The sequence below is a fragment of the Serratia sp. BW106 genome, assembly GCF_002607755.1.
Taxonomy (GTDB): Bacteria; Pseudomonadota; Gammaproteobacteria; order Enterobacterales; family Enterobacteriaceae; genus Serratia; species Serratia proteamaculans.
In genome coordinates this window covers 68,431-87,980 of sequence record NZ_MCGS01000009.1, presented here as the reverse complement: position 1 = coordinate 87,980, position 19,550 = coordinate 68,431, and the positions used below count along the sequence as shown (strand labels likewise).

22 protein-coding genes, 1 pseudogene and 1 other annotated feature are annotated in these 19,550 nt (G+C 54.5%); of the genes and pseudogenes, 17 read left to right on the top strand and 6 right to left on the bottom strand.

From position 1 onward, the window contains the following. Nucleotides 1–299: 299 nt before the first annotated feature. From clpB to rluD, 3 genes are all read right to left on the bottom strand, one after another. Nucleotides 300–2,873: an ATP-dependent chaperone ClpB gene (gene clpB, locus BEI65_RS07795; protein WP_085120345.1), complete on the bottom strand. Its 2,574-nt coding sequence runs from the start codon at nucleotides 2,871–2,873 to the stop codon at nucleotides 300–302. A gap of 131 nt (nucleotides 2,874–3,004) precedes the next feature. Next, nucleotides 3,005–3,736, bottom strand: a complete 732-nt coding sequence (yfiH, locus tag BEI65_RS07790) for a purine nucleoside phosphorylase YfiH (protein WP_099062830.1) — start codon at nucleotides 3,734–3,736, stop codon at nucleotides 3,005–3,007. Next, nucleotides 3,736–4,713 (bottom strand): 23S rRNA pseudouridine(1911/1915/1917) synthase RluD, encoded by a 978-nt coding sequence (rluD, locus tag BEI65_RS07785; protein WP_099062829.1) that lies wholly within the window; start codon nucleotides 4,711–4,713, stop codon nucleotides 3,736–3,738. Before rluD ends, yfiH begins: the two co-directional genes overlap by 1 nt. Nucleotides 4,714–4,844: 131 nt before the next feature. Between rluD and bamD the strand changes: the two genes are divergently transcribed. The 4 genes from bamD to pheA all read left to right on the top strand — a co-directional run bounded on the left by bamD (nucleotide 4,845) and on the right by pheA (nucleotide 7,679). Next, nucleotides 4,845–5,576, top strand: coding sequence for an outer membrane protein assembly factor BamD (bamD, locus tag BEI65_RS07775; protein ID WP_099062828.1), 732 nt, complete (start codon nucleotides 4,845–4,847; stop codon nucleotides 5,574–5,576). 312 nt (nucleotides 5,577–5,888) lie between these two features. After that, nucleotides 5,889–6,230, top strand: a complete 342-nt coding sequence (gene raiA, locus BEI65_RS07770) for a ribosome-associated translation inhibitor RaiA (protein ID WP_012005327.1) — start codon at nucleotides 5,889–5,891, stop codon at nucleotides 6,228–6,230. A 122-nt stretch (nucleotides 6,231–6,352) separates the two neighbouring features. Then, nucleotides 6,353–6,479, top strand: a sequence feature (Phe leader region). Beyond that, nucleotides 6,354–6,401 (top strand): hypothetical protein, encoded by a 48-nt coding sequence (locus tag BEI65_RS26965; protein ID WP_197724615.1) that lies wholly within the window; start codon nucleotides 6,354–6,356, stop codon nucleotides 6,399–6,401. (Overlaps the previous feature by 48 nt.) Nucleotides 6,480–6,521: 42 nt before the next feature. After that, complete coding sequence (gene pheA, locus BEI65_RS07765; RefSeq protein WP_099062827.1) at nucleotides 6,522–7,679, top strand: bifunctional chorismate mutase/prephenate dehydratase; 1,158 nt, start codon at nucleotides 6,522–6,524, stop codon at nucleotides 7,677–7,679. 41 nt (nucleotides 7,680–7,720) lie between these two features. Here pheA and tyrA read toward each other — a convergent pair whose 3' ends face one another. Both tyrA and BEI65_RS07755 read right to left on the bottom strand, forming a co-directional pair. Further along, nucleotides 7,721–8,842, bottom strand: a complete 1,122-nt coding sequence (gene tyrA / locus BEI65_RS07760) for a bifunctional chorismate mutase/prephenate dehydrogenase (RefSeq protein WP_099062826.1) — start codon at nucleotides 8,840–8,842, stop codon at nucleotides 7,721–7,723. 6 nt (nucleotides 8,843–8,848) lie between these two features. Further along, complete coding sequence (locus BEI65_RS07755; RefSeq protein ID WP_099062825.1) at nucleotides 8,849–9,922, bottom strand: 3-deoxy-7-phosphoheptulonate synthase; 1,074 nt, start codon at nucleotides 9,920–9,922, stop codon at nucleotides 8,849–8,851. 583 nt (nucleotides 9,923–10,505) lie between these two features. On the opposite strand from BEI65_RS07755, the gene BEI65_RS07750 reads away from it, so the two are divergent. Next, nucleotides 10,506–11,270 carry a YdiY family protein gene (locus BEI65_RS07750; protein WP_146751348.1) on the top strand — a complete coding sequence of 255 codons (765 nt, stop codon included), beginning with the start codon at nucleotides 10,506–10,508 and terminating at the stop codon, nucleotides 11,268–11,270. A gap of 54 nt (nucleotides 11,271–11,324) precedes the next feature. Here BEI65_RS07750 and BEI65_RS07745 read toward each other — a convergent pair whose 3' ends face one another. Then, complete coding sequence (locus BEI65_RS07745; protein ID WP_099062824.1) at nucleotides 11,325–12,221, bottom strand: helix-turn-helix domain-containing protein; 897 nt, start codon at nucleotides 12,219–12,221, stop codon at nucleotides 11,325–11,327. A 247-nt stretch (nucleotides 12,222–12,468) separates the two neighbouring features. Between BEI65_RS07745 and BEI65_RS07740 the strand changes: the two genes are divergently transcribed. From BEI65_RS07740 to BEI65_RS27395, 12 genes and pseudogenes are all read left to right on the top strand, one after another. Further along, nucleotides 12,469–12,774 carry a hypothetical protein gene (locus BEI65_RS07740; RefSeq protein ID WP_099062823.1) on the top strand — a complete coding sequence of 102 codons (306 nt, stop codon included), beginning with the start codon at nucleotides 12,469–12,471 and terminating at the stop codon, nucleotides 12,772–12,774. A 74-nt stretch (nucleotides 12,775–12,848) separates the two neighbouring features. Then, nucleotides 12,849–13,070 carry a TraR/DksA C4-type zinc finger protein gene (locus tag BEI65_RS07735; RefSeq protein ID WP_085120335.1) on the top strand — a complete coding sequence of 74 codons (222 nt, stop codon included), beginning with the start codon at nucleotides 12,849–12,851 and terminating at the stop codon, nucleotides 13,068–13,070. 3 nt (nucleotides 13,071–13,073) lie between these two features. After that, complete coding sequence (locus tag BEI65_RS07730; protein ID WP_099062822.1) at nucleotides 13,074–15,137, top strand: replication endonuclease; 2,064 nt, start codon at nucleotides 13,074–13,076, stop codon at nucleotides 15,135–15,137. A gap of 63 nt (nucleotides 15,138–15,200) precedes the next feature. Further along, nucleotides 15,201–15,395, top strand: coding sequence for a hypothetical protein (locus BEI65_RS07725; protein ID WP_099062821.1), 195 nt, complete (start codon nucleotides 15,201–15,203; stop codon nucleotides 15,393–15,395). A 204-nt stretch (nucleotides 15,396–15,599) separates the two neighbouring features. Continuing rightward, nucleotides 15,600–15,803: a tail protein X gene (locus BEI65_RS07720; protein WP_099062820.1), complete on the top strand. Its 204-nt coding sequence runs from the start codon at nucleotides 15,600–15,602 to the stop codon at nucleotides 15,801–15,803. 3 nt (nucleotides 15,804–15,806) lie between these two features. Further along, nucleotides 15,807–16,025: an HP1 family phage holin gene (locus tag BEI65_RS07715; protein WP_099062819.1), complete on the top strand. Its 219-nt coding sequence runs from the start codon at nucleotides 15,807–15,809 to the stop codon at nucleotides 16,023–16,025. After that, entirely contained in the window at nucleotides 16,009–16,521 is a 513-nt protein-coding gene (locus tag BEI65_RS07710; protein ID WP_099062818.1) for a lysozyme, read from the top strand. The genes BEI65_RS07715 and BEI65_RS07710 overlap by 17 nt, the downstream gene beginning before the upstream one ends. A 57-nt stretch (nucleotides 16,522–16,578) precedes the next feature. Next, the gene (locus BEI65_RS07705) at nucleotides 16,579–17,043 is read left to right on the top strand and encodes a phage tail protein (RefSeq protein WP_099062817.1); all 465 of its coding nucleotides are present in this window, start codon (nucleotides 16,579–16,581) and stop codon (nucleotides 17,041–17,043) included. Nucleotides 17,044–17,131: 88 nt separating this feature from the next. After that, entirely contained in the window at nucleotides 17,132–17,767 is a 636-nt protein-coding gene (locus BEI65_RS07700) for a phage baseplate assembly protein V (protein WP_099062816.1), read from the top strand. Beyond that, nucleotides 17,764–18,114: a GPW/gp25 family protein gene (locus tag BEI65_RS07695; RefSeq protein ID WP_085120328.1), complete on the top strand. Its 351-nt coding sequence runs from the start codon at nucleotides 17,764–17,766 to the stop codon at nucleotides 18,112–18,114. The genes BEI65_RS07700 and BEI65_RS07695 overlap by 4 nt, the downstream gene beginning before the upstream one ends. A gap of 4 nt (nucleotides 18,115–18,118) precedes the next feature. After that, the gene (locus tag BEI65_RS07690; RefSeq protein ID WP_099062815.1) at nucleotides 18,119–19,027 is read left to right on the top strand and encodes a baseplate assembly protein; all 909 of its coding nucleotides are present in this window, start codon (nucleotides 18,119–18,121) and stop codon (nucleotides 19,025–19,027) included. Further along, nucleotides 19,020–19,541 (top strand): annotated as a pseudogene (locus tag BEI65_RS27395) (phage tail protein I); the annotation flags it as partial. The gene BEI65_RS07690 and the pseudogene BEI65_RS27395, both read left to right, overlap by 8 nt. Nucleotides 19,542–19,550: the final 9 nt, after the last annotated feature.

Sequence of the window (19,550 nt, the reverse complement as noted above, 5' to 3'; positions counted from 1 at the left end):
CGGTGTTTTCACCGGCTTGCTCCTTCCTGGCTGGGCGACTGGTTCTCGTTAGAGGAGTCGTTGTTCCCGGTCAGTGGAGGCGCATTATAGGGAGTTCTCAGAAGGTCGCAACCCCTAAATGCAAAAAACTTTTCAAGCGTTCAAATAACCACCAAAAAAGCCATTTCAGGATATTTATTAGCCAGAAAAGTGAGATTTTAAGGTCGTTGCCTCGGAAAATCCTTTAAACCCAATGAAAACAGATAAAGAAAAGGGAGCGGTTTCCCGCTCCCTTTTATCGTAATGACTATAGATAGTCGTTACTGCCTGGCGACGATATGCTCGTTTTCTACATCCAGCGTCACCGGTTTGCCCGGAATCAGCTTGCCGGAAAGGATTTGCTGCGCCAATGGGTTTTCGATCTCCTGCTGGATAGCGCGTTTCAACGGACGCGCACCATACACAGGGTCGAAACCGGTTTTGCCCAGCAGCTCCAACGCCGGTTCGGTCATAGTGACTTCGTAACCGCGTTCTTCCAGACGTTTGTACAGACGTGCCAACTGAATCTTGGCGATCTCGGCAATGTGTTTCTGGCCGAGTGGGTGGAACACCACCACTTCATCTATACGGTTGATGAATTCCGGACGGAAATGATGTGTGACCATTTCCATCACCGATTCTTTCATCTGCGCGTAGTTCATCTGACCAAAGTGTTCCTGGATCAGATCGGACCCCAGGTTAGAAGTCATGATCACCACGGTATTACGGAAATCAACGGTGCGGCCCTGACCATCGGTCAGACGCCCGTCATCCAATACCTGCAGCAGGATGTTGAACACATCCGGGTGCGCCTTCTCAACTTCATCCAGCAGGATCACTGAATAAGGTCGACGACGCACTGCCTCGGTCAGATAACCGCCCTCTTCATACCCGACATAGCCCGGAGGCGCACCCACCAGCCGCGATACCGAATGTTTCTCCATAAACTCGGACATGTCGATACGCACCATGGCGTCGTCACTGTCAAACAGGAACGAAGCCAGTGCCTTACAGAGTTCGGTTTTACCCACCCCGGTCGGGCCGAGGAACAGGAATGAACCGATAGGTCGGTTTGGATCTGAAAGACCGGCACGGCTACGACGAATCGCGTTAGATACCGCACTCACTGCTTCATCCTGGCCAATGACCCGAGAATGCAGCTCCTGCTCCAGACGCAACAGTTTGTCACGCTCGCCTTCCAGCATTCTGGCAACAGGAATACCGGTGGCACGCGCCAGCACTTCGGCGATTTCTGCGTCCGTCACCCGGTTACGCAACAGCTTCATGGTTTTGCCTTCGGCCAGCGTGGCGGCGGCAAGCTGTTTTTCCAGCTCAGGGATCTTGCCGTACTGCAGTTCCGACATCCGCCCCAGATCGCCGACGCGACGCGCCTGCTCCAGGGTGATCTTGGCCTGCTCAAGATCCGCTTTAATATTCTGCGTGCCGGAGAGTGAAGCCTTTTCCGCTTTCCACTCTTCTTCCAGCTCTGAATATTCGCGTTCTTTCTGCTCGAGCTCGCCGCTAAGCATTTCCAGACGTTTCTTGCTGGCGTCGTCCGACTCTTTACTCAGCGCCTGCTGCTCCAGCTTGAGCTGAATAATGCGGCGCTCCAGACGATCGAGCGATTCCGGCTTCGAGTCCATCTGCATACGGATGCTGGACGCTGCCTCATCGATCAGGTCAATAGCCTTATCCGGCAATTGACGATCGGAGATGTAACGGTGTGACAACGTCGCCGCCGCAACAATCGCCGGGTCAGTGATCTGCACATGGTGATGCAGTTCATAACGTTCTTTCAGGCCGCGCAGAATTGCGATGGTGTCTTCAACGCTGGGTTCAGCCACATAGACTTTCTGGAAACGACGTTCGAGCGCCGCATCCTTCTCTATATACTGGCGGTATTCGTCCAGCGTAGTGGCACCGACGCAGTGCAGTTCCCCACGTGCCAGCGCCGGTTTCAACATATTACCGGCATCCATCGCGCCATCGGCTTTACCCGCGCCGACCATAGTGTGCAATTCATCAATAAACAGAATGACGCTGCCTTCCTGTTTAGACAAATCACTCAGCACCGCTTTCAGACGCTCTTCGAACTCACCGCGGTACTTGGCACCGGCGATCAGCGCCCCCATGTCGAGGGACAGCACGCGTTTATGCTTCAGGCCTTCCGGTACTTCACCATTAATGATGCGCTGCGCCAAACCTTCGACGATGGCGGTTTTACCCACGCCAGGCTCACCGATTAACACCGGGTTGTTTTTGGTGCGGCGTTGCAATACCTGAATGGTACGGCGGATCTCTTCGTCACGGCCGATAACCGGGTCAAGTTTGCCCTGTTCGGCACGTTCGGTCAGATCAATAGTGTATTTCTTCAATGCCTGACGTTGGTCTTCAGCACCCTGATCTTCCACGCTGTCTCCACCTCGCATTTGCTCAATCGCCTTGCTGATTTTATCGGTAGTCGCACCGGCCGCTTTCAACAGATCGGTCAATGTTCCGCGATCTTCAAGCACCGCCAACACAAAGAGTTCGGAAGAAATGAATTTGTCCGCCCGCTTTTGCGCCAGCTTGTCGCACAGGTTAAGGACACGCACCAGTTCATGGGACGGTTGAACGTCGCCACCGGTGCCTTCGACTTGAGGCTGACGAGACAGTGCCTGTTCGATTTCAGTGCGCACGCGCCCTGCATCGATACCGGCAGAAGTTAAGAGTGGACGAACCGTGCCCCCTTCCTGATTGAGCAAGGCGCTCATCAGATGTAACGGTTCAATAAATTGGTTGTCGCGCCCAAGGGCTAAAGATTGGGCATCGGCGAGGGCAAGCTGGAATTTGTTAGTAAGACGATCCAGACGCATAACACCTCCAAGATTGGGTCGAAATTGCTACTGGAGATTAAATGAGGTCATCCCTCAAAAATTCAAGGTTATTTCGACTGTATATTTTCGGTACTACATCATGCGTCTTTGGACCGTCCTAATTCAATAGGTTATATCAGCCAGATTAAACTTGCCAGACGTCCGGTTATTCCATCGCGACGATAGGAGAAAAAATGACTGATTTCGCTCACCGTACAGCGATCGCCACCGTAGATAGTGTGAATGCCTGCACGTTGCAAGCGTTGGCGAGCTAATAAATAGATATCGGCCAGGAATTTATCACCCTGGGGGGTAAAAGCCGCTGCTGCGACGGCGTCTACAGCAATAAATGCCGCACGGACCTCAGGCCCTACTTCAAACTGCTGCGGGCCAATCGCCGGCCCCAGCCAGGCGCTGATGCTACCTGGCTGGGCGGCAAAAGCGGCCAGAGTCTGTTCCAGCACGCCATTGCACAACCCACGCCAACCGGCATGGGCTGCGGCAACTTCATCACCGGCCTGCGAGCAAAACAGCACCGGCAGGCAATCTGCCGTCATCACGGCACACACCTGCCCCGGCACATTGCTGTAAACCGCATCCGCTTGCAGATCGGTTGGCGTTTGCCCATCCAGCCGCACTACGCGGGTACCATGCACCTGCTCCAGCCAAACTGGCATCTGAGGTAAGCTGGCACCCACCACCAGCCGTTGGCGATTATCCGCCACCGCCCGCTCTTCATCACCCACATGGGTTCCGAGGTTGAGCGAGTCATACGGCGGCAGGCTAACGCCGCCATGACGAGTGGTGCTGCAGGCTTTTACCCCCGCAGGCAACGGCCAATCGGGCAGGATGAGCGGATCCATTACCAGTTCATCTGATCTTTGAATTCTTCGGTATCAGCTTTCAGCGCGTTAATCAGATCGACCATATCCTGTGGCAGCGGCGCATGCCACTCCATCTGGATACCGCTGATTGGATGATATAAACGCAGCATGGTGGCGTGCAGTGCCTGGCGATCGAAACCGCGCAGCGCAGCAATAAATGCATCCGACGCACCTTTTGGTGGACGTGGACGGCCACCGTACAGTTGATCACCCACCAAAGGATGGTTGATATGTGACATATGAACGCGGATCTGGTGAGTACGGCCGGTTTCCAGACGCAGACGCAGACGAGTATGCGCGCGGAAGTGCTCCATAATACGGTAATGGGTCACCGCCGGTTTGCCCATCGGGTGCACTGCCATATGGGTGCGTTTGGTCGAATGGCGCGAAATCGGCTCTTCGACGGTGCCACCGGCGGTCATGGTACCAATAGCAACCGCTTCATATTCACGGGTGATATCACGCGCCTGCAGCGCTTCGACCAGCCGGGTTTGCGCCGGAACGGTTTTTGCCACGACCATCAGGCCGGTAGTGTCTTTGTCCAGACGGTGCACAATGCCGGCACGCGGCACATCGGCAATTTCAGGATAGTAGTGCAGTAATGCATTGAGCACCGTGCCATCCGGGTTACCGGCGCCAGGGTGCACGACCAGGTCGCGTGGCTTGTTGATAACCAGAATGTCACTGTCTTCGTAGACGATATTCAGCGCGATGTCCTGCGGTTCCCAACGGGCGTCTTCTTCTATCTGTGCATCAATGGCGACCGTCTCTCCCCCCAGTACCTTCTCTTTCGGTTTGTTTATCGTTTTGCCATTAACCTGTACCCGATTGTCCAGGATCCAATCTTTTATGCGAGATCGTGAATAATCAGGGAACAATTCGGCCAAAGCCTGATCTAAACGTTGTCCGAGTTGAGATTCGGCCACCGTTGCGGTGAGTTGTACTTGTTGTGCCATATGCAGCTTCTTCGTTAACGTTGGGTTTTCACGGCGATGCCGTTTAATATAATGTGCTATTGTAACTGGTCTTTGTCGGGAGCTTAACGGACAGTCTCCCGGAATAACACCCTGAGGATAATCAAAACGTCATGACGCGTATGAAATATCTGGTGGCGGCAGCCACGTTGAGCCTGGCGCTGGCAGGTTGCTCCACATCCAAGGATGCGGTTCCCGACAACCCACCTTCGGAAATCTATGCTACTGCCCAGCAAAAACTGCAGGACGGTAACTTTAAGGGCGCGATTACGCAACTCGAAGCGTTAGATAACCGCTATCCTTTCGGGCCGTACTCCCAGCAGGTTCAGTTAGACCTGATTTATGCCTACTACAAATCTGCCGATTTACCGCTGGCTCAGGCGTCTATCGATCGTTTCATGCGTCTGAACCCTACGCACCCGAACATCGACTACGTGATGTACATGCGTGGCCTGACCGATATGGCGTTGGATGACAGTGCATTGCAAGGCTTCTTCGGGGTCGATCGTTCAGACCGCGATCCACAGCATGCTCGCGCTGCGTTTCGCGATTTCAGCCAGCTGATTCAGCAGTACCCGAACAGCCAGTATGTGACCGATGCCAACAAGCGTCTGGTGTATCTGAAAGACCGCCTGGCCAAGTATGAGCTTTCGGTGGTGGAATACTACACTAAACGCGGTGCCTACGTCGCGGTCGTTAATCGTGCCGAACAGATGCTACGTGAATATCCAGATACTCAAGCGACGCGCGACGCGCTGCCGCTGATGGAAAATGCATATAAGCAGTTGCAACTGAACGGTCAGGCCGACAAAGTGGCCAAAGTGATTACCGCCAACCCGGCGTAACCGAATTGGCAAGGGTAGAAAAACAAAACGGCAGCTTCGGCTGCCGTTTTCATTTGCTGCGAACTTAGCCAGGGCTGGATAAATACACAAGAAAAAACACGATGTTAGCAAGACTGCGCCACCGCTTATCCTTTCAATCATGCGCGTTCCGCTCACAAGACTCAAGCGTTAGATAGCCAATTCAAATGCTGAATCACAGATTGAACTAACTTTGCAAAAAGTGACAAAAATACGTGATTTTCATCACGCATTTAAGCAAGAAGCGGGGTATGCTGGATCCATCCAAGACGGAAAGACAGAGAGGTAAGTTATATGACATTGAACATTACCAGCAAACAAATGGATATCACTCCCGCAATCCGCAGTCACGTCGAAGACCGTCTCACCAAACTGGAAAAATGGCAGGCCCAACTGATTAACCCACATATCGTCTTATCCAAAGAGCCGAAAGGGTTTGTTGCCGATGCCACCATTACTACCCCTAACGGCCCGCTGGTCGCCAGCGCAAAACATGAAGACATGTACACCGCCGTTAACGATCTGATCGCCAAGCTGGAGCGCCAATTGAATAAGGTGCAGCACAAAGGCGAAGCACGCCGTGCCGCGACCAGCGTGAAAGACATCATTCCAGAAGTCGAGCCGGAACAAGAATAACCGTTTAGCGGCTGTTTCACATCAAACGCGCCTGAGGGCGCGTTTTTTGTCTGGTTTTTTTATTGACGAGATAAAGGCCTGCGGTTACTTTAAAACCTGTCTCATGCATACTCTGGATAACCCATGTTCCGTAAACCGTTTTTCTTCGCATTCTTTTTTACCTTCCCCTGATTGGGAGGCGTTTCGTCGTGTGATAAAGAATGCGAAGACGAACAACAAAGCCTCCTGAAACCAGGGGGCTTTTTTTATGGCTATTTTACGACGTATAAAAATACAAGGCAGAAGCTGATTATGACCGACAACCCGTTACTCGTGCTGCGCAAACGCATCAGCGCACTGGATCTGAAACTGCTGTCCTTGCTGGCAGAACGCCGTGAGCTGGCGGTAGAAGTAGGAAAGACCAAGCTGCACTCTCACCGGCCAATCCGTGATAAAGAGCGCGAACGCGACCTGCTGGACGCCCTGATCGCCGCCGCCAAACCCTACGACCTGGACGGTTTTTACGTTACCCGCCTGTTCCAGCTGATTATCGAAGACTCGGTATTAACCCAGCAGTCACTACTGCAGAACCAGCTCAATCAAGTTAGCCAGCATTCCGCCCGCATCGCCTTCCTTGGCCCCAAGGGGTCCTATTCACATCTGGCCGCGCGCCAATATGCCGCTCGCCACTTCGATCAGTTGGTCGAATGCGGTTGCCAGAAATTCCAGGACATCTTCACCCAGGTCGAAACCGGCCAGGCGGATTACGCCATCCTGCCGATCGAGAATACCAGTTCCGGTTCGATTAACGACGTTTACGACCTGCTGCAACACACCAGCCTGTCGATCGTCGGCGAGTTGACCAACCCTATCGATCACTGTGTCCTGGTCGCCAGTGAGACCGATCTCGCCCAGATTGAAACCGTATATAGCCACCCGCAGCCGTTCCAGCAATGCAGTCAGTTCATTAACCGTTATCCACACTGGAAAATCGAATACTGTGAAAGCACGGCCGCCGCGATGGAAAAAGTGGCCAAATTGAACTCGCCAAAAGCCGCAGCGCTAGGCAGCGAAGCCGGTGGAGCCCTCTACGGGCTGCAAGTACTGGAGCATAATCTGGCCAATCAGCAGCAGAATATCACCCGTTTCATCGTACTGGCGCGCAAGGCTATTGAAGTGTCCGAACAGGTTCCGGCTAAAACCACGTTGATTATGGCGACCGGCCAGCAGTCAGGTGCGTTGGTTGAAGCCCTGTTGGTGCTGCGCGAAAACGGCATCATCATGACCAAACTGGAATCTCGCCCGATTAACGGCAATCCGTGGGAAGAAATGTTTTATATCGATGTGCAGGCAAACCTGCGTTCTGAATCAATGCAGAAAGCATTGAGGGATCTGACGCCAATCACCCGCTCGCTAAAAGTACTGGGTTGCTACCCAAGCGACAACGTGGTGCCGGTCAATCCATCCTGAATGAGATAAAAAAGGGTTCGGCATTGCCGAACCCGGATACTTTATTGCCGACTGTCGTTTGCCTGGCGCAGTAGCGAACGGCTTTCCACCAGGAAGCGCTGCGCATAGTCGCCAAACCAATGCTCGACCTTCTGGAAGCTCTGAATAAACGCTTGTTTATCGCCCTGCTCCAGCAGCTTTATTGCCTCGCCAAACCGCTGGTAGTAGCGTTTGATTAATGCAATGTTCTCTTCCGACGACATGATGATATCGGCGTACAGCTGCGGATCCTGAGCAAACAGCCGCCCGACCATTGCCAGCTCCAGCCGGTAGATTGGCGAGGAGAGTGCCAGCAACTGTTCCAGCTGTACGTTTTCTTCCGCCAGATGCAGACCGTAGGCAAAGGTCGCAAAATGGCGTAATGCCTGAATGAACGCCATGTTCTGGTCATGTTCAACCGCGCTGATACAGTGCAAACGAGCGCCCCATACCTGCAATTGCTCCAGCAACCATTGGTAAGCTTCCGGTTGGCGGCCATCACAGTAGACCACTACCTGCTTGGCCACGCTGCCTACGTCCGGACCAAACATCGGATGCAGCCCTACCACAGGCCCTGGATGTGCTGCCAGCATGGCATTCAGTGGGCGATTTTTTACTGAAGCAAGATCGACCAGGATACAGTCCGCCGGCAGTGGCGGTAACCGCTCAATGACCTGTTCTGTCACGTGAATCGGCACGCTGACAATCACCATGCCGGCGTCGGCCAGCAAGGTGTCGGCCTGCGGCCAATCTTGCTGATCCAATACCTTGACCTGGTAGCCGGACAGCGTCAGCAGGCGGTTAAACAACCGTCCCATTTGACCGTTACCGCCGATAATGACAATCGGACGCAGCTGTGGGTGCAGGGTTTTAAAACCTTTGTCGTTCTCACTGACATAAGACTCACGCATCACCCGACGTAGTACATCCTCGATCAGGTCAGGTGGCACACCAAGCTTCTCGGCTTCTTGACGCCGTGAGGCTAACATCGCCGCCTCACGCTCAGGAACATACACCGGCAAACCATGGTGGCTTTTAACCTCACCCACTTCCGCCACCAGTTGCAAGCGTTTTGCCAGCAGCCCCAGCAGAGCCTTATCCACTTCGTCAATTTGATCGCGCAACGCGGTCAGTTCAGCCACCATAACTTACTACTCTCCAGTACGTGCCGTCAGCGCAGTGCCGAGTTCCTGGTGCATATGGCGCAGCAGCGTCTCTGTACTTTCCCAGTTAATGCAGGCGTCAGTAACAGAAACCCCGTAGCGCATATCTGCACGAGGTTGTTCAGAAGACTGACTGCCTTCGTGCAGGTGGCTTTCCAGCATGATGCCGGTGATCGAACGGTTACCCGCTTTAATCTGCTCTACCACGGACTCGGCAACCGCCGGCTGACGGCGATAATCTTTGTTCGAGTTGCCATGGCTGCAATCTATCATCAAGGACGGGTGGAGTCCCGCCTCCTGCATCTGTTTTTCGCAAGCCGCAACGTCTTCGGCGCTGTAGTTCGGCGTTTTACCGCCGCGCAGGATCACGTGCCCATCCGGGTTACCCTGCGTTTGCAGCAGGCATACTTGCCCTGCCTGGTTGATGCCGACAAAACGGTGTGGCATCGCCGCAGCGCGCATGGCATTGATTGCCGTACCCAGGCTGCCGTCGGTACCATTTTTGAAGCCCACCGGCATCGACAACCCTGAAGCCATCTCACGGTGAGTTTGTGATTCCGTGGTGCGCGCGCCAATCGCTGACCAGCTGAACAGATCGCCCAGGTATTGCGGACTGTTCGGATCCAGGGCTTCGGTGGCCAACGGCAGGCCCATGCCCACCAGATCCAGCAGCAGGCGACGCGCGATGTGTAAACCGGCTTCAACATCAAACGAACCATCCATGTACGGATCGTTAATCAGGCCTTTCCAGCCGACCGTGGTTCGTGGTTTTTCAAAATAGACACGCATAACGATATACAGCTGATCGCTCAATTCAGCCGACAGGGTTTTCAAATGACGGGCGTAATCCAGCGCGGCATCCGGATCATGAATAGAACAAGGTCCGCACACCACCAGCAGGCGATGATCGCGCCCCTGTAAAATATCGGCGATGGTTTTGCGCGCGGTAGCGATTTCATTTTCATCGCTGCCGCTGAGCGGGAACTGGTTCTTCAGCTCTTCCGGAGTGATCAGAATTTGTTCTGCACTGATATGAACGTTATTGAGCGCGTCTTTTTGCATGATGCTGTTCCTGTCGTTTGCCGTTATGCGTAAGCGTTAATACAACCTTGAGCGTTTCAGGTCCTTACCATACCATGCGATGTAAAGTTTTCAATCCGATATCTGTAAATAAAAGATTACCATCCGTTAGAGACCCAAAAAAATAGTTTGAACGGAGACGCACAAAACAACTCAACAACATGATTTATAACTACAAAAATCAATCAAGAATTAAACATATCGTTTAACTTTTTTGATCTTGATTGATTCACTCCGCCACCAGAAAATGTAAACATAACTGTACACTTGTTTTGTTTAACCGTGCACCAGACTAGGGCAAGCCTCTCCGTTGAACCCGGATTATCTGGCATGCATCTTTGTCGACTGTTGCTACCAAACGACAACCGCAGCCAAAGCCCAGCCAAACACTAAGGACACTCAGCATGATATGCCGCAGGAAGGGGTTAATTAAGTAGAAGAAAAGTGAATAAGTGATGATGAGAAATTAAAAACTTAAGCTAATCGTAGCTATTTTGGTCGCCATGACGAACCGATATAATGTGACTGACATCACTTATAATCACTCTTAACAACTGGATCCAAAATGCTCTCTTTACGCGCTCGCCGCGCTATTCCGCTGTTCATTAGCTGCTTAACGACTTTCACCAGTGTTTCAGCCCTTGCCGACAATACACTTTTCACCGCGATGGACGATCCGGCCACCGCTAAAAAGCCGTTTGAAGGCAACGTCCAGGCAGGTTACAACTCGCAGTCTGGCAACTCACAAAGCTCGACCCTGCTGGCCAACACCAGCATGACCTGGTTCAACAGCGATGCCGCCTACAGCCTGTGGGGAGCCGCCAACAACACCACGTCCTCCAACGTGCGCTCATCTGAAAAGTATCAGGCCGGTGGCCGTACCCGTTATAACCTGTCCGATCGCAACTACCTGTTCGGTCAGGCAAGCTGGCTGAGCGACCGCTTCAACGGTTATGACTCTCGCTCCACGCTGACCGGCGGTTATGGTCGCCAAATTCTCAACGGGCCACTCAGCGATCTGCGGGTCGAATTTGGTCCAGGTGTGCGTCACGATGAGTATCATGGCGGTGGCCGCTCAACCAAAGCACTGGCTTACGGTGCAGCCAACTATTCGTACCAGTTGACCGATAATACCAAGTTCTCCGAAGGCGTTTCCGCACTGGCGAACGAAGAAACCACGCTGAACTCCGAAACCGCGCTGAGCGTTGCGATAAACGACAGGTTCGCCCTGCGTCTGGCTTACACCGTGACTTACAACAGCAAGCCGCCGGCGTCAGCGCCGAAGAACACCGACACCACCACTTCAATCAGTTTGGTGTACGGCCTGTAATCCTTCCGTCCCAATACTTATGACGCCGCTAAGCCCATCATCGATGGGCTTTTTTTATGCCTGAGGTGTCAGTGTCAACCAGACCATGCCCAAGGCTTTCAGCGCATCGGTAGAACACTGGAAGTCTGCATTCCCCCCGCTGACCTGTACCTGATTGCCCGGTAAACGCGCAATATCATAAACATCGATATTGCCGTCGATATCGATCAGCCAACGGCCATTGGCAATGTGAGTCACGGCTAAATCCACCAGCCAGGATAGCCGGCCGCCATCAATGTAAGCTGGCTTCGCGACCCCAGCAGGGATCAGTGAACTGTCCGCCAGCCATTCTCCCGCATCTTTCAACTGTCCGGCGACGAGCCGGTGCTTCGGCAACGCACGTCCTCCCGCAGGAGCAGCCTCCGTGGTGTTGCCACTCCCCATCTCCCCCTGCCCGGTTGCCAGCCACAACAGAGAGACGCCGGTATCCAGAGCACAGGTCACCACAATATCGCCAGGGAAATAGTTACGACGAACCCAGGTACTCATGGTGCCTGACGAAATGCCCAGCAAATCACCGAGTTCCTTCTGCAGACTGAAACCATAAGCATCTAGGATACGGCGTAGCACGCCTTTACCGCCGGAGGCCAGAACCCGATCGTAAAGCGCTTTGCCCTGTGCGGGTTGAATGGACTTGCGTTCATTTTTTGCTTTTGCAAGCTCACCGCTCATCAACCAAGCCAAATCAGCGCCCGTCGCCAGTGCGCAGCTGATAATCACATAGCCAGGCACACTGCCGCGCTGTTGCCAGCTGCTGATGTTATTAGGGGCTATCCCCAAGATTTCACTCAGTTCTTTTTGCGTGCTAACACCATAAGATGAAAGGATCCTTTCAATCACTGCGCCTACGGAGGCGTTATCGTTCACAGTCTCTTCACGCATATCATCACCGATTAAAATCAAAATTTGCATTTACAAGTCGCATTTTGCGATCTAAAGTACCATCACAACGTTGCACAAGCGACTCATATGTCACTTTAGTTAAGATGATGCGACATGATTGATGAAAATGCAAACGCCATGGTAATCCAATAGCGAGTTACACCGACAATCGCCTGACAGAAAGCAGGCGTGCCTCCTATAAAGTGGCCGTGACCCGACCAGGAACCCACCTCGCTTTTGCAAGCCTACTCATCAATTCGTATCCAGGGAGGTTGTCATGCTACTGGCGAGTGAAGAGCAACGGGCTATCGGCCTACGGCGCATTGGTGAAATCCGCCGCACGCTGTTCGCCCAAAATAAAAATCAGGCCGAAGAGATCTACAACACCGCTCCGCTGCACCTACGTCACACGCTCTGTTTTCATGCAGGCCTGACCGAACGTCACGTGATGCTGCGGTTCCACGAAATGAGCTATCCCCAGCGACAACAAATTGTCGCTGCGCTCAATGCATTCATTGAGTTGGGCAAGTCACTGCCGCGCTATATCAGCGAAGAAGATTGCTTGCTGAATCATAAAAAATAGCCGTTCTGCAACTTCTGGCGTGCAACCCGCCGGATGCCGTTCGGCCCAAATTCCCCCTAACAGGAAAACACACCATGGCTGATACCATTGATATGGCGCAGGAGCGCCAGGCACTGATGCTCGAGAAACAAATCGCGCACGCCAGACCCGTCGTCACCCAGGCCTCTGAGCTGTTTTGCGTCGAGTGTGACGCGGCAATCCCGGAGGTACGGCGCCGTGCTATTCCCGGCGTAATACGCTGCGTGGCCTGCCAGGAGATCGCAGAGGCTCAGCAACGTCATTTCATCCGGCGTTAAGCGATGTCAGCTCCTCCCGATCATGTAGGCCGCCAATCCTTGCCCCTGTTTGAAGGCGCCTACCCCTGGAATATCCCGCGGCCAGCCATTGGCCGCGAACCCACGCTAAACCGCGATCGGCTGCGCCAGTGGCAGGCCGCGCTGCAGCGCGTCAATACCCTGCCCTATTATTTGCGTGTACAGTTTACCGAGCGCCACCAACATCTATTGAGTCAGCAGGGCCCGAAAGCGGCCTGGCACTATCTGGTGTTGGTTTTCGAACGTCGTATATGGCCGCGTATTCAACAAGTGAACGACAAATTTGGCCTCAATCGGCAGGCCTCAATGCGCTTTGGCAATGAGGCAGACAGCTATCATGCTCTGCCAACGCTGGGTGACAAGGCGCTGGAACAGTTGGCAAAACGTATTGCCGGCCAGTTACTGGCGCTTTATCAAAGCGAGTGTGACACCCTACTGGTGAAACATGCGGGAGAGACTTCAGCACTGCTACGCAACGAATTCCAATCACGGCTGTATGGCCAAATTGCCGGCATGGCACGCGCTTTCAATATCCAGCCAATGCATTGGCAGTGCTACCGCAAGGGACTGCTGGACAGCCACCGCGCGGTAGCGGCACTGTCGAGACTGACCAGCGATCGCTGGTGGTTTCGACGCCTGAAAATGCAACGCATGCAGTGGCGTGAGGCGCTACTGATTGCCATCGGCAATGTCAGTCGCAACACTTCACCCTATGCCAGTCGACAGGCCATTCGGGACGTGAAGGCTCGACGACAGTCAAACCTGGATTATCTGCGCCGTTGCGATTTGGAGAATACCCTTACCGGGGAGCGTATCGATCTGATGGAGAAAGTGCTGGGCAGCATTGCCAATCCAGCCATTCGCCGTATGGAACTAATGAATACTCTGACAGGGATTGAAGCCTACGCAGCAAACAACAGCCACATCGGTCTGTTTATCACCCTGACGACTCCCGCACGTTTTCATCCCACTCGTACCTTCGGCGGCCACGGCAAGGCACGCTTTAATCACCGCTGGGATCGTGAAGATTTCACCCCAAAAGACGGCCAAGGCTACCTGGTGAAACAATGGAGCAAAATGCGCACCGCATTCAAAGATCACCAGTTGCAGGTCTATGGCGTTCGAGTGGTCGAACCGCACCACGACGGCACACCGCATTGGCACCTGATGCTGTTTACCCCCCAACCCCACCGTCAGCAAGTGATCAATATTCTGCGCCGCTATGCGCTGCAGCAAGATGCCGGGGAACCCGGAGCGCAGGAGAATCGCCTCCACTGTAAGCACCTGAATCGGGGAGGCGCGACCGCTTACATGGCCAAATACGTTGCCAAGAACCTCGATGGCTATGCGCTGGAAGGAGAACGGGATCACGAGACGGGCACCCCACTAAGCGAAACCGCCAATGCGGTCAGCGCCTGGGCCAGTACCTGGCGCATTCCGCAGTTTCACCCTTTTGGCCTACCCAGCATAGGCGCCTACCGTGAATGTCGTCGTATTCGTGGACATAGCTTGTCGCAGCAGTTCGATGAGCGAACCGAAGCCGTACGCGCCGCGGCCGATGCTGGCGATTTTGCCGGTTATATCAACGCTCAGGGCGGTGCCAACGTACCGCGCAGCCAACAGTGGGTGCGTGTAGCCCGTGATGATGCACCCACATTGAACAGCTATGACGAACGAGTGCAAAAGGTGGTCGGTATTTATGCCTCCCACCTGGGCCCTGATCGGGTATACCGGACCCGTACGTTGCAGTGGCGCATCGTGGCTAAAAACTCTGAGCCTGCAACACCTTGGAGTTCTGCCAATAACTGTGGATCACTGTCGATTAACCGCCCAAAACCCGCGCCTTCCGCACGTCTGACGCCGGCACAACAACAGCGCTGCCTGACGATTGCCCGCGATCTTCGGCAGATCGGCATCGATCCTGAACGCTGGCAGTTGGAAGTGCTGGTGAGGGGAGGCAAAATCCACTTCGGTGAACAACTTGTACAATTTCCGCTAATCAATGACTGGCCCTATTTTTACTGCACAAATGATAAATCCAACCATTGACGCCTTTAGCGTTTTGCTTAATACTGTATAAATAAACAGTATACTTAAGAGAGGGCAAGAACAGTGGAAATTATGGATAAACAACAGCTAACACTGTCCCGCATCCAGTTCATCGCCGATGTTTCGCAGGCCGCACAGTGCAATGCCGCCGAATTTCTGATCGCCATGTCGCTGATTTCAGATCTGGCCAGCCAGGTGCTGCCAGACAATGATTATCAAGAAATATTTTACCCGGCGGATCGACAGGACTCTCGCTAAATCAGCGTTTGCTTAAGCAAACCCCCTTTTCCAACACCCGCTACCGGCGGGTGTTTTCGTTTCTGCCAGCAGCATTTTCTCCCTTCCGTTGTGCCAGCGCATCCACAACCCCATCGCGTTGCCGACGCCTGCCTCGCACGGGAAACTGGGATATATCCAGGGCCCCCGCGCCCATCTCACTTTCCCCCAAGCAGGAGCCTAATGATGAAAATTTATGCACAACAAGGCGACACCATCGACGCAATTTGCTGGCGCTATTACGGCAGCACTCAGCGTCTGGTGGAGCAGGTTTATCTCGCCAATCGCGGCCTGGCCGATGCAGGCCCAATTCTTCCCCACGGTCATCCGATCGAACTGCCGGATCTGCCGGCGGCCGCTCAACGAGAAACCGTCAAACTGTGGGACTAAACGATGGAGAAACTCACCTCAACGCTTGCCTATCTCACGGCGGCCTGCCTGGCCTGGATGGGGCAGCACTCTACACAGGACATTGCCCTTTTGGTCGGTGCTGCGGTCGGTGTTGGTACTTTTGCGGTGAATTGGTACTACCGGCGTAAAAGCTACCAGCTGTTGAAATCGTTAAAAAAAAACGGTCTGAAACGCGGAGTCTACGATGAGCTCACTCGCTAAACGCTGCAGCGTGGCGGCTATTTTGGCCCTCGCAGCCCTGCTGCCACAGTTCAATACCCTGCACACCTCTGAGCAGGGATTGCGTCTGATTGCCGATTTCGAAGGCTGCCGGCTTTCACCTTATCAGTGCAGTGCCGGCGTCTGGACCAACGGCATCGGCCATACCGCTGGGGTGAAATCCGCCACCGTCATCAACGAACGTCAGGCGGCCGCCAATCTGATCGACGATGTCCGCACCGTCGAACGCGGTATCGCCCGCTGTATGGCGGTAGAGATGCCGCAGCCGGTTTATGACGCAGTCAGCGCCTTTGCTTTCAACGTAGGAGTTAGCGCGGCCTGCAATTCCACATTGGCCACCTTTATCAAGCGCCAACAATGGCAGGAAGCTTGCGATCAGCTCCCCCGCTGGGTCTATGTCAACGGCGTTAAAAACCAAGGGCTTGAACGCCGCCGCAATGCCGAACAGGCACTGTGCCTGCAGGGTGTCCAGCGCTGATATCCCTGCTTGTTCAATTCAACCACTCAGCAGGCACTGCCTGCCAGGAGAAACATCATGTTAAAACCCGAGCAGTTGCGTACTGCACTGGCCAACGCGCTACCAGACCTACAGACGCATCCCGATAAGCTACACATCAGCCTGGATAACGGGCGCGTGGTCTCTACATTAGGCCCTTCACTGTCTTTCGAATATCAATACCAACTCAACCTGACGCTGAGCGATCAGGTCAATGAAGAAGATCTGGTAATGGTCACCGTCTTGGCCTGGCTGCGCAGTCACCAGCCCGACATTCTCGCCAACGCGGAAAAACGAAAAAATGGCTTTACCTTCAAACGCGATATCAGTGCCGCCGGCCAGCTTGATCTGCAGTTGCAACTGACCGAACGCATTCAGGTGGAACAGCGCGACGGCGCGTTGCATATCACACCCTTGACCGAGCCACCGTTGCCGGAAAACGTCATTCGTTTCACCCAGGTTTACCTGCACGGCGAGCTGATAAGCCAATTTCAGCAACCATAAACTGACCTGCGGGACGGCTTCGGTTGTGCTGGCGCCAGCTAAACGCCGCCGCGTTGTCGCCCCCCTAACACGGCGGCATTCTTAAGAGATGAACACAGACAACTTCGATATTCAGCGCCTAGTGCGCAACCTGATACGCATTGGCACCATCAGCGAGGTCGACCTCGATCGCGGACGCTGCCGCGTAGCCACCGGTGGCAACCTCACCGACTGGCTTAATTGGCTGACCGGCCGCGCCGGTGATGCTCGTTGCTGGTGGGCGCCCAGCGTAGGCGAACAGGTGCTGGTGCTGTCGCTGGGGGGAGAGCTCGACACCGCCTTCGTGCTACCCGGTATTTTTTCCGATGCCCATCCGGCGCCGTCAACCTCGGCCCAGGCGGCACACATCACCTTCCCTGACGGCGCAGTGATCGAGTACGAACCGGCAGAAGGTGCGCTGAAAGTCATGGGCATCAAAAGTGCCACCATTGAAGCCACAGAGCGGGTAAACGTCACCGCACCGGCCATCACCTGTCGTGCAACGAGCAAGATCACGCTGGATGCCCCTGAAGTGGAATGCACCCAGTTATTAACCACCGGCACCATTGCCATCCGACAAGGCGGCTCGATGACCGGCGATCTCAACCACTCCGGCGGCAGCATCAGTTCTAACGGCGTGGTGGTGCATACCCACACCCACGGCGGCGTGCAAAACGGCGGAGGCCAAACGGATAAACCAGCATGAATAACGCGAAATATTTCGGCATGAACCGCGGCTCCGGCCGCGCGATCACCGACCTTGACCATATCCGTCAATCGGTAAGTGACATTTTAATCACCCCGATCGGCTCACGCATCATGCGCCGCAATTACGGTTCGCTGCTGTCCGAGCTGCTGGATCAGCCGCAAAACGACGTACTGAGGCTGCAAATCATGGCCGCCTGCTACAGCGCGCTGCTGCAGTGGGAGCCACGCATTCAACTAAGCGGCATCACCTTTAACACCACCATCGACGGAAAAATGGTGGTCGACATTACCGGCAACCGTACCGATACGCCGGATACCTTTTCTCTTTCTGTTTCAGTGAGCTGACACCATGGCAACCATTGACCTGAGCTTATTACCCGCCCCCACGGTAGTCGATCCCCTCGACTACGAGTCGCTGCTGGCCGATCGCAAGGCCACGCTGATTTCCCTTTACCCGGAGGAGCAGCGTGAAGCGATTGCACGCACGCTGACGCTGGAATCGGAACCGATCGTCAAGCTACTGCAGGAAAATGCTTACCGCGAACTGGTCCTGCGTCAGCGCATTAACGAGGCCGCCCAGGCGGTGATGCTCGGCTATGCCGGTGGCAGCGATCTCGATCAGCTTGGCGGTAACTTCCAGGTTGAACGCCTGGTGGTTCAGCAACCTGACACGACGGTCATTCCACCGGTAGCGGCAATTATGGAGTCCGACAGCGATTTCCGCGTACGCATCCAGCAGGCATTCGAAGGACTGAGCGTTGCCGGCTCCAGCGGCTCCTACGAATACCACGGCCGCTCCGCCGATGGTCGGGTGGCCGACGTTTCTGCCACCAGTCCCAGCCCGGCTAACGTACTGATCTCCGTGCTATCTCGTGAAGGTGATGGCACCGCCAGCGCCGAACTGGTGGCGATTGTCGATAAAGCATTGAACGATGAAGACGTACGCCCGGTGGCGGATCGGGTCATCGTTCGTTCCGCTACTATCGTCAATTACAGTATCGATGCGCTGCTTTATCTTTACCCAGGTCCGGAAGCCGAGCCAATCCGCCGTGCTGCCGAAGCCAAGCTGAAAAGCTACATCAGCGCACAACACCGCCTGGGCCGTGATATCCGTTTGTCGGCAATTTATGCCGCTCTGCATGCCGAAGGGGTACAGCGGGTGGAACTGAAAAGCCCACAGGCCGATATCGTGCTGGATAAAACCCAGGCCTCGTACTGCGCCAGTTATCTTCTGACCGTAGGAGGCTCCGATGAGTAACCGTCTGTTGCCAGTCGGCTCTTCGCCTCTGGAGGTTGCGGCAGCGGCCGCCTGCGCCGAGCTGGCTGCAATGCCGGTACCGCTGCGCGAGTTGTGGAACCCCGCGACCTGCCCGGTCAACCTGCTGCCGTATCTGGCCTGGGCGTTTTCAGTCGATCATTGGGATGAGGGCTGGACGGAAGAAAGCAAACGCAGCGTCGTCTCCTCTGCCTTCTTCGTGCATCGCCATAAAGGCACTATTGGCGCCATCCGCCGCGTGGTAGAGCCGTTGGGCTATCTGATCAAACTGCGTGAATGGTGGGAAACCAACGCGGAACCCGGCACCTTTTCCCTGGATATCGGCGTGCTGGAAAATGGCATCACCGAAGAAATGTACCTGGAAATGGAACGAATGATCGCCGACGCCAAGCCGGTCAGCCGCCACTTGACCGGCCTGGCGCTGAACCTGGAGGCATCTGGCAGCATCGAGGTGGCCGGTGGCCATTACGACGCCGAGATCACCACCGTATACCCGGATTACGTT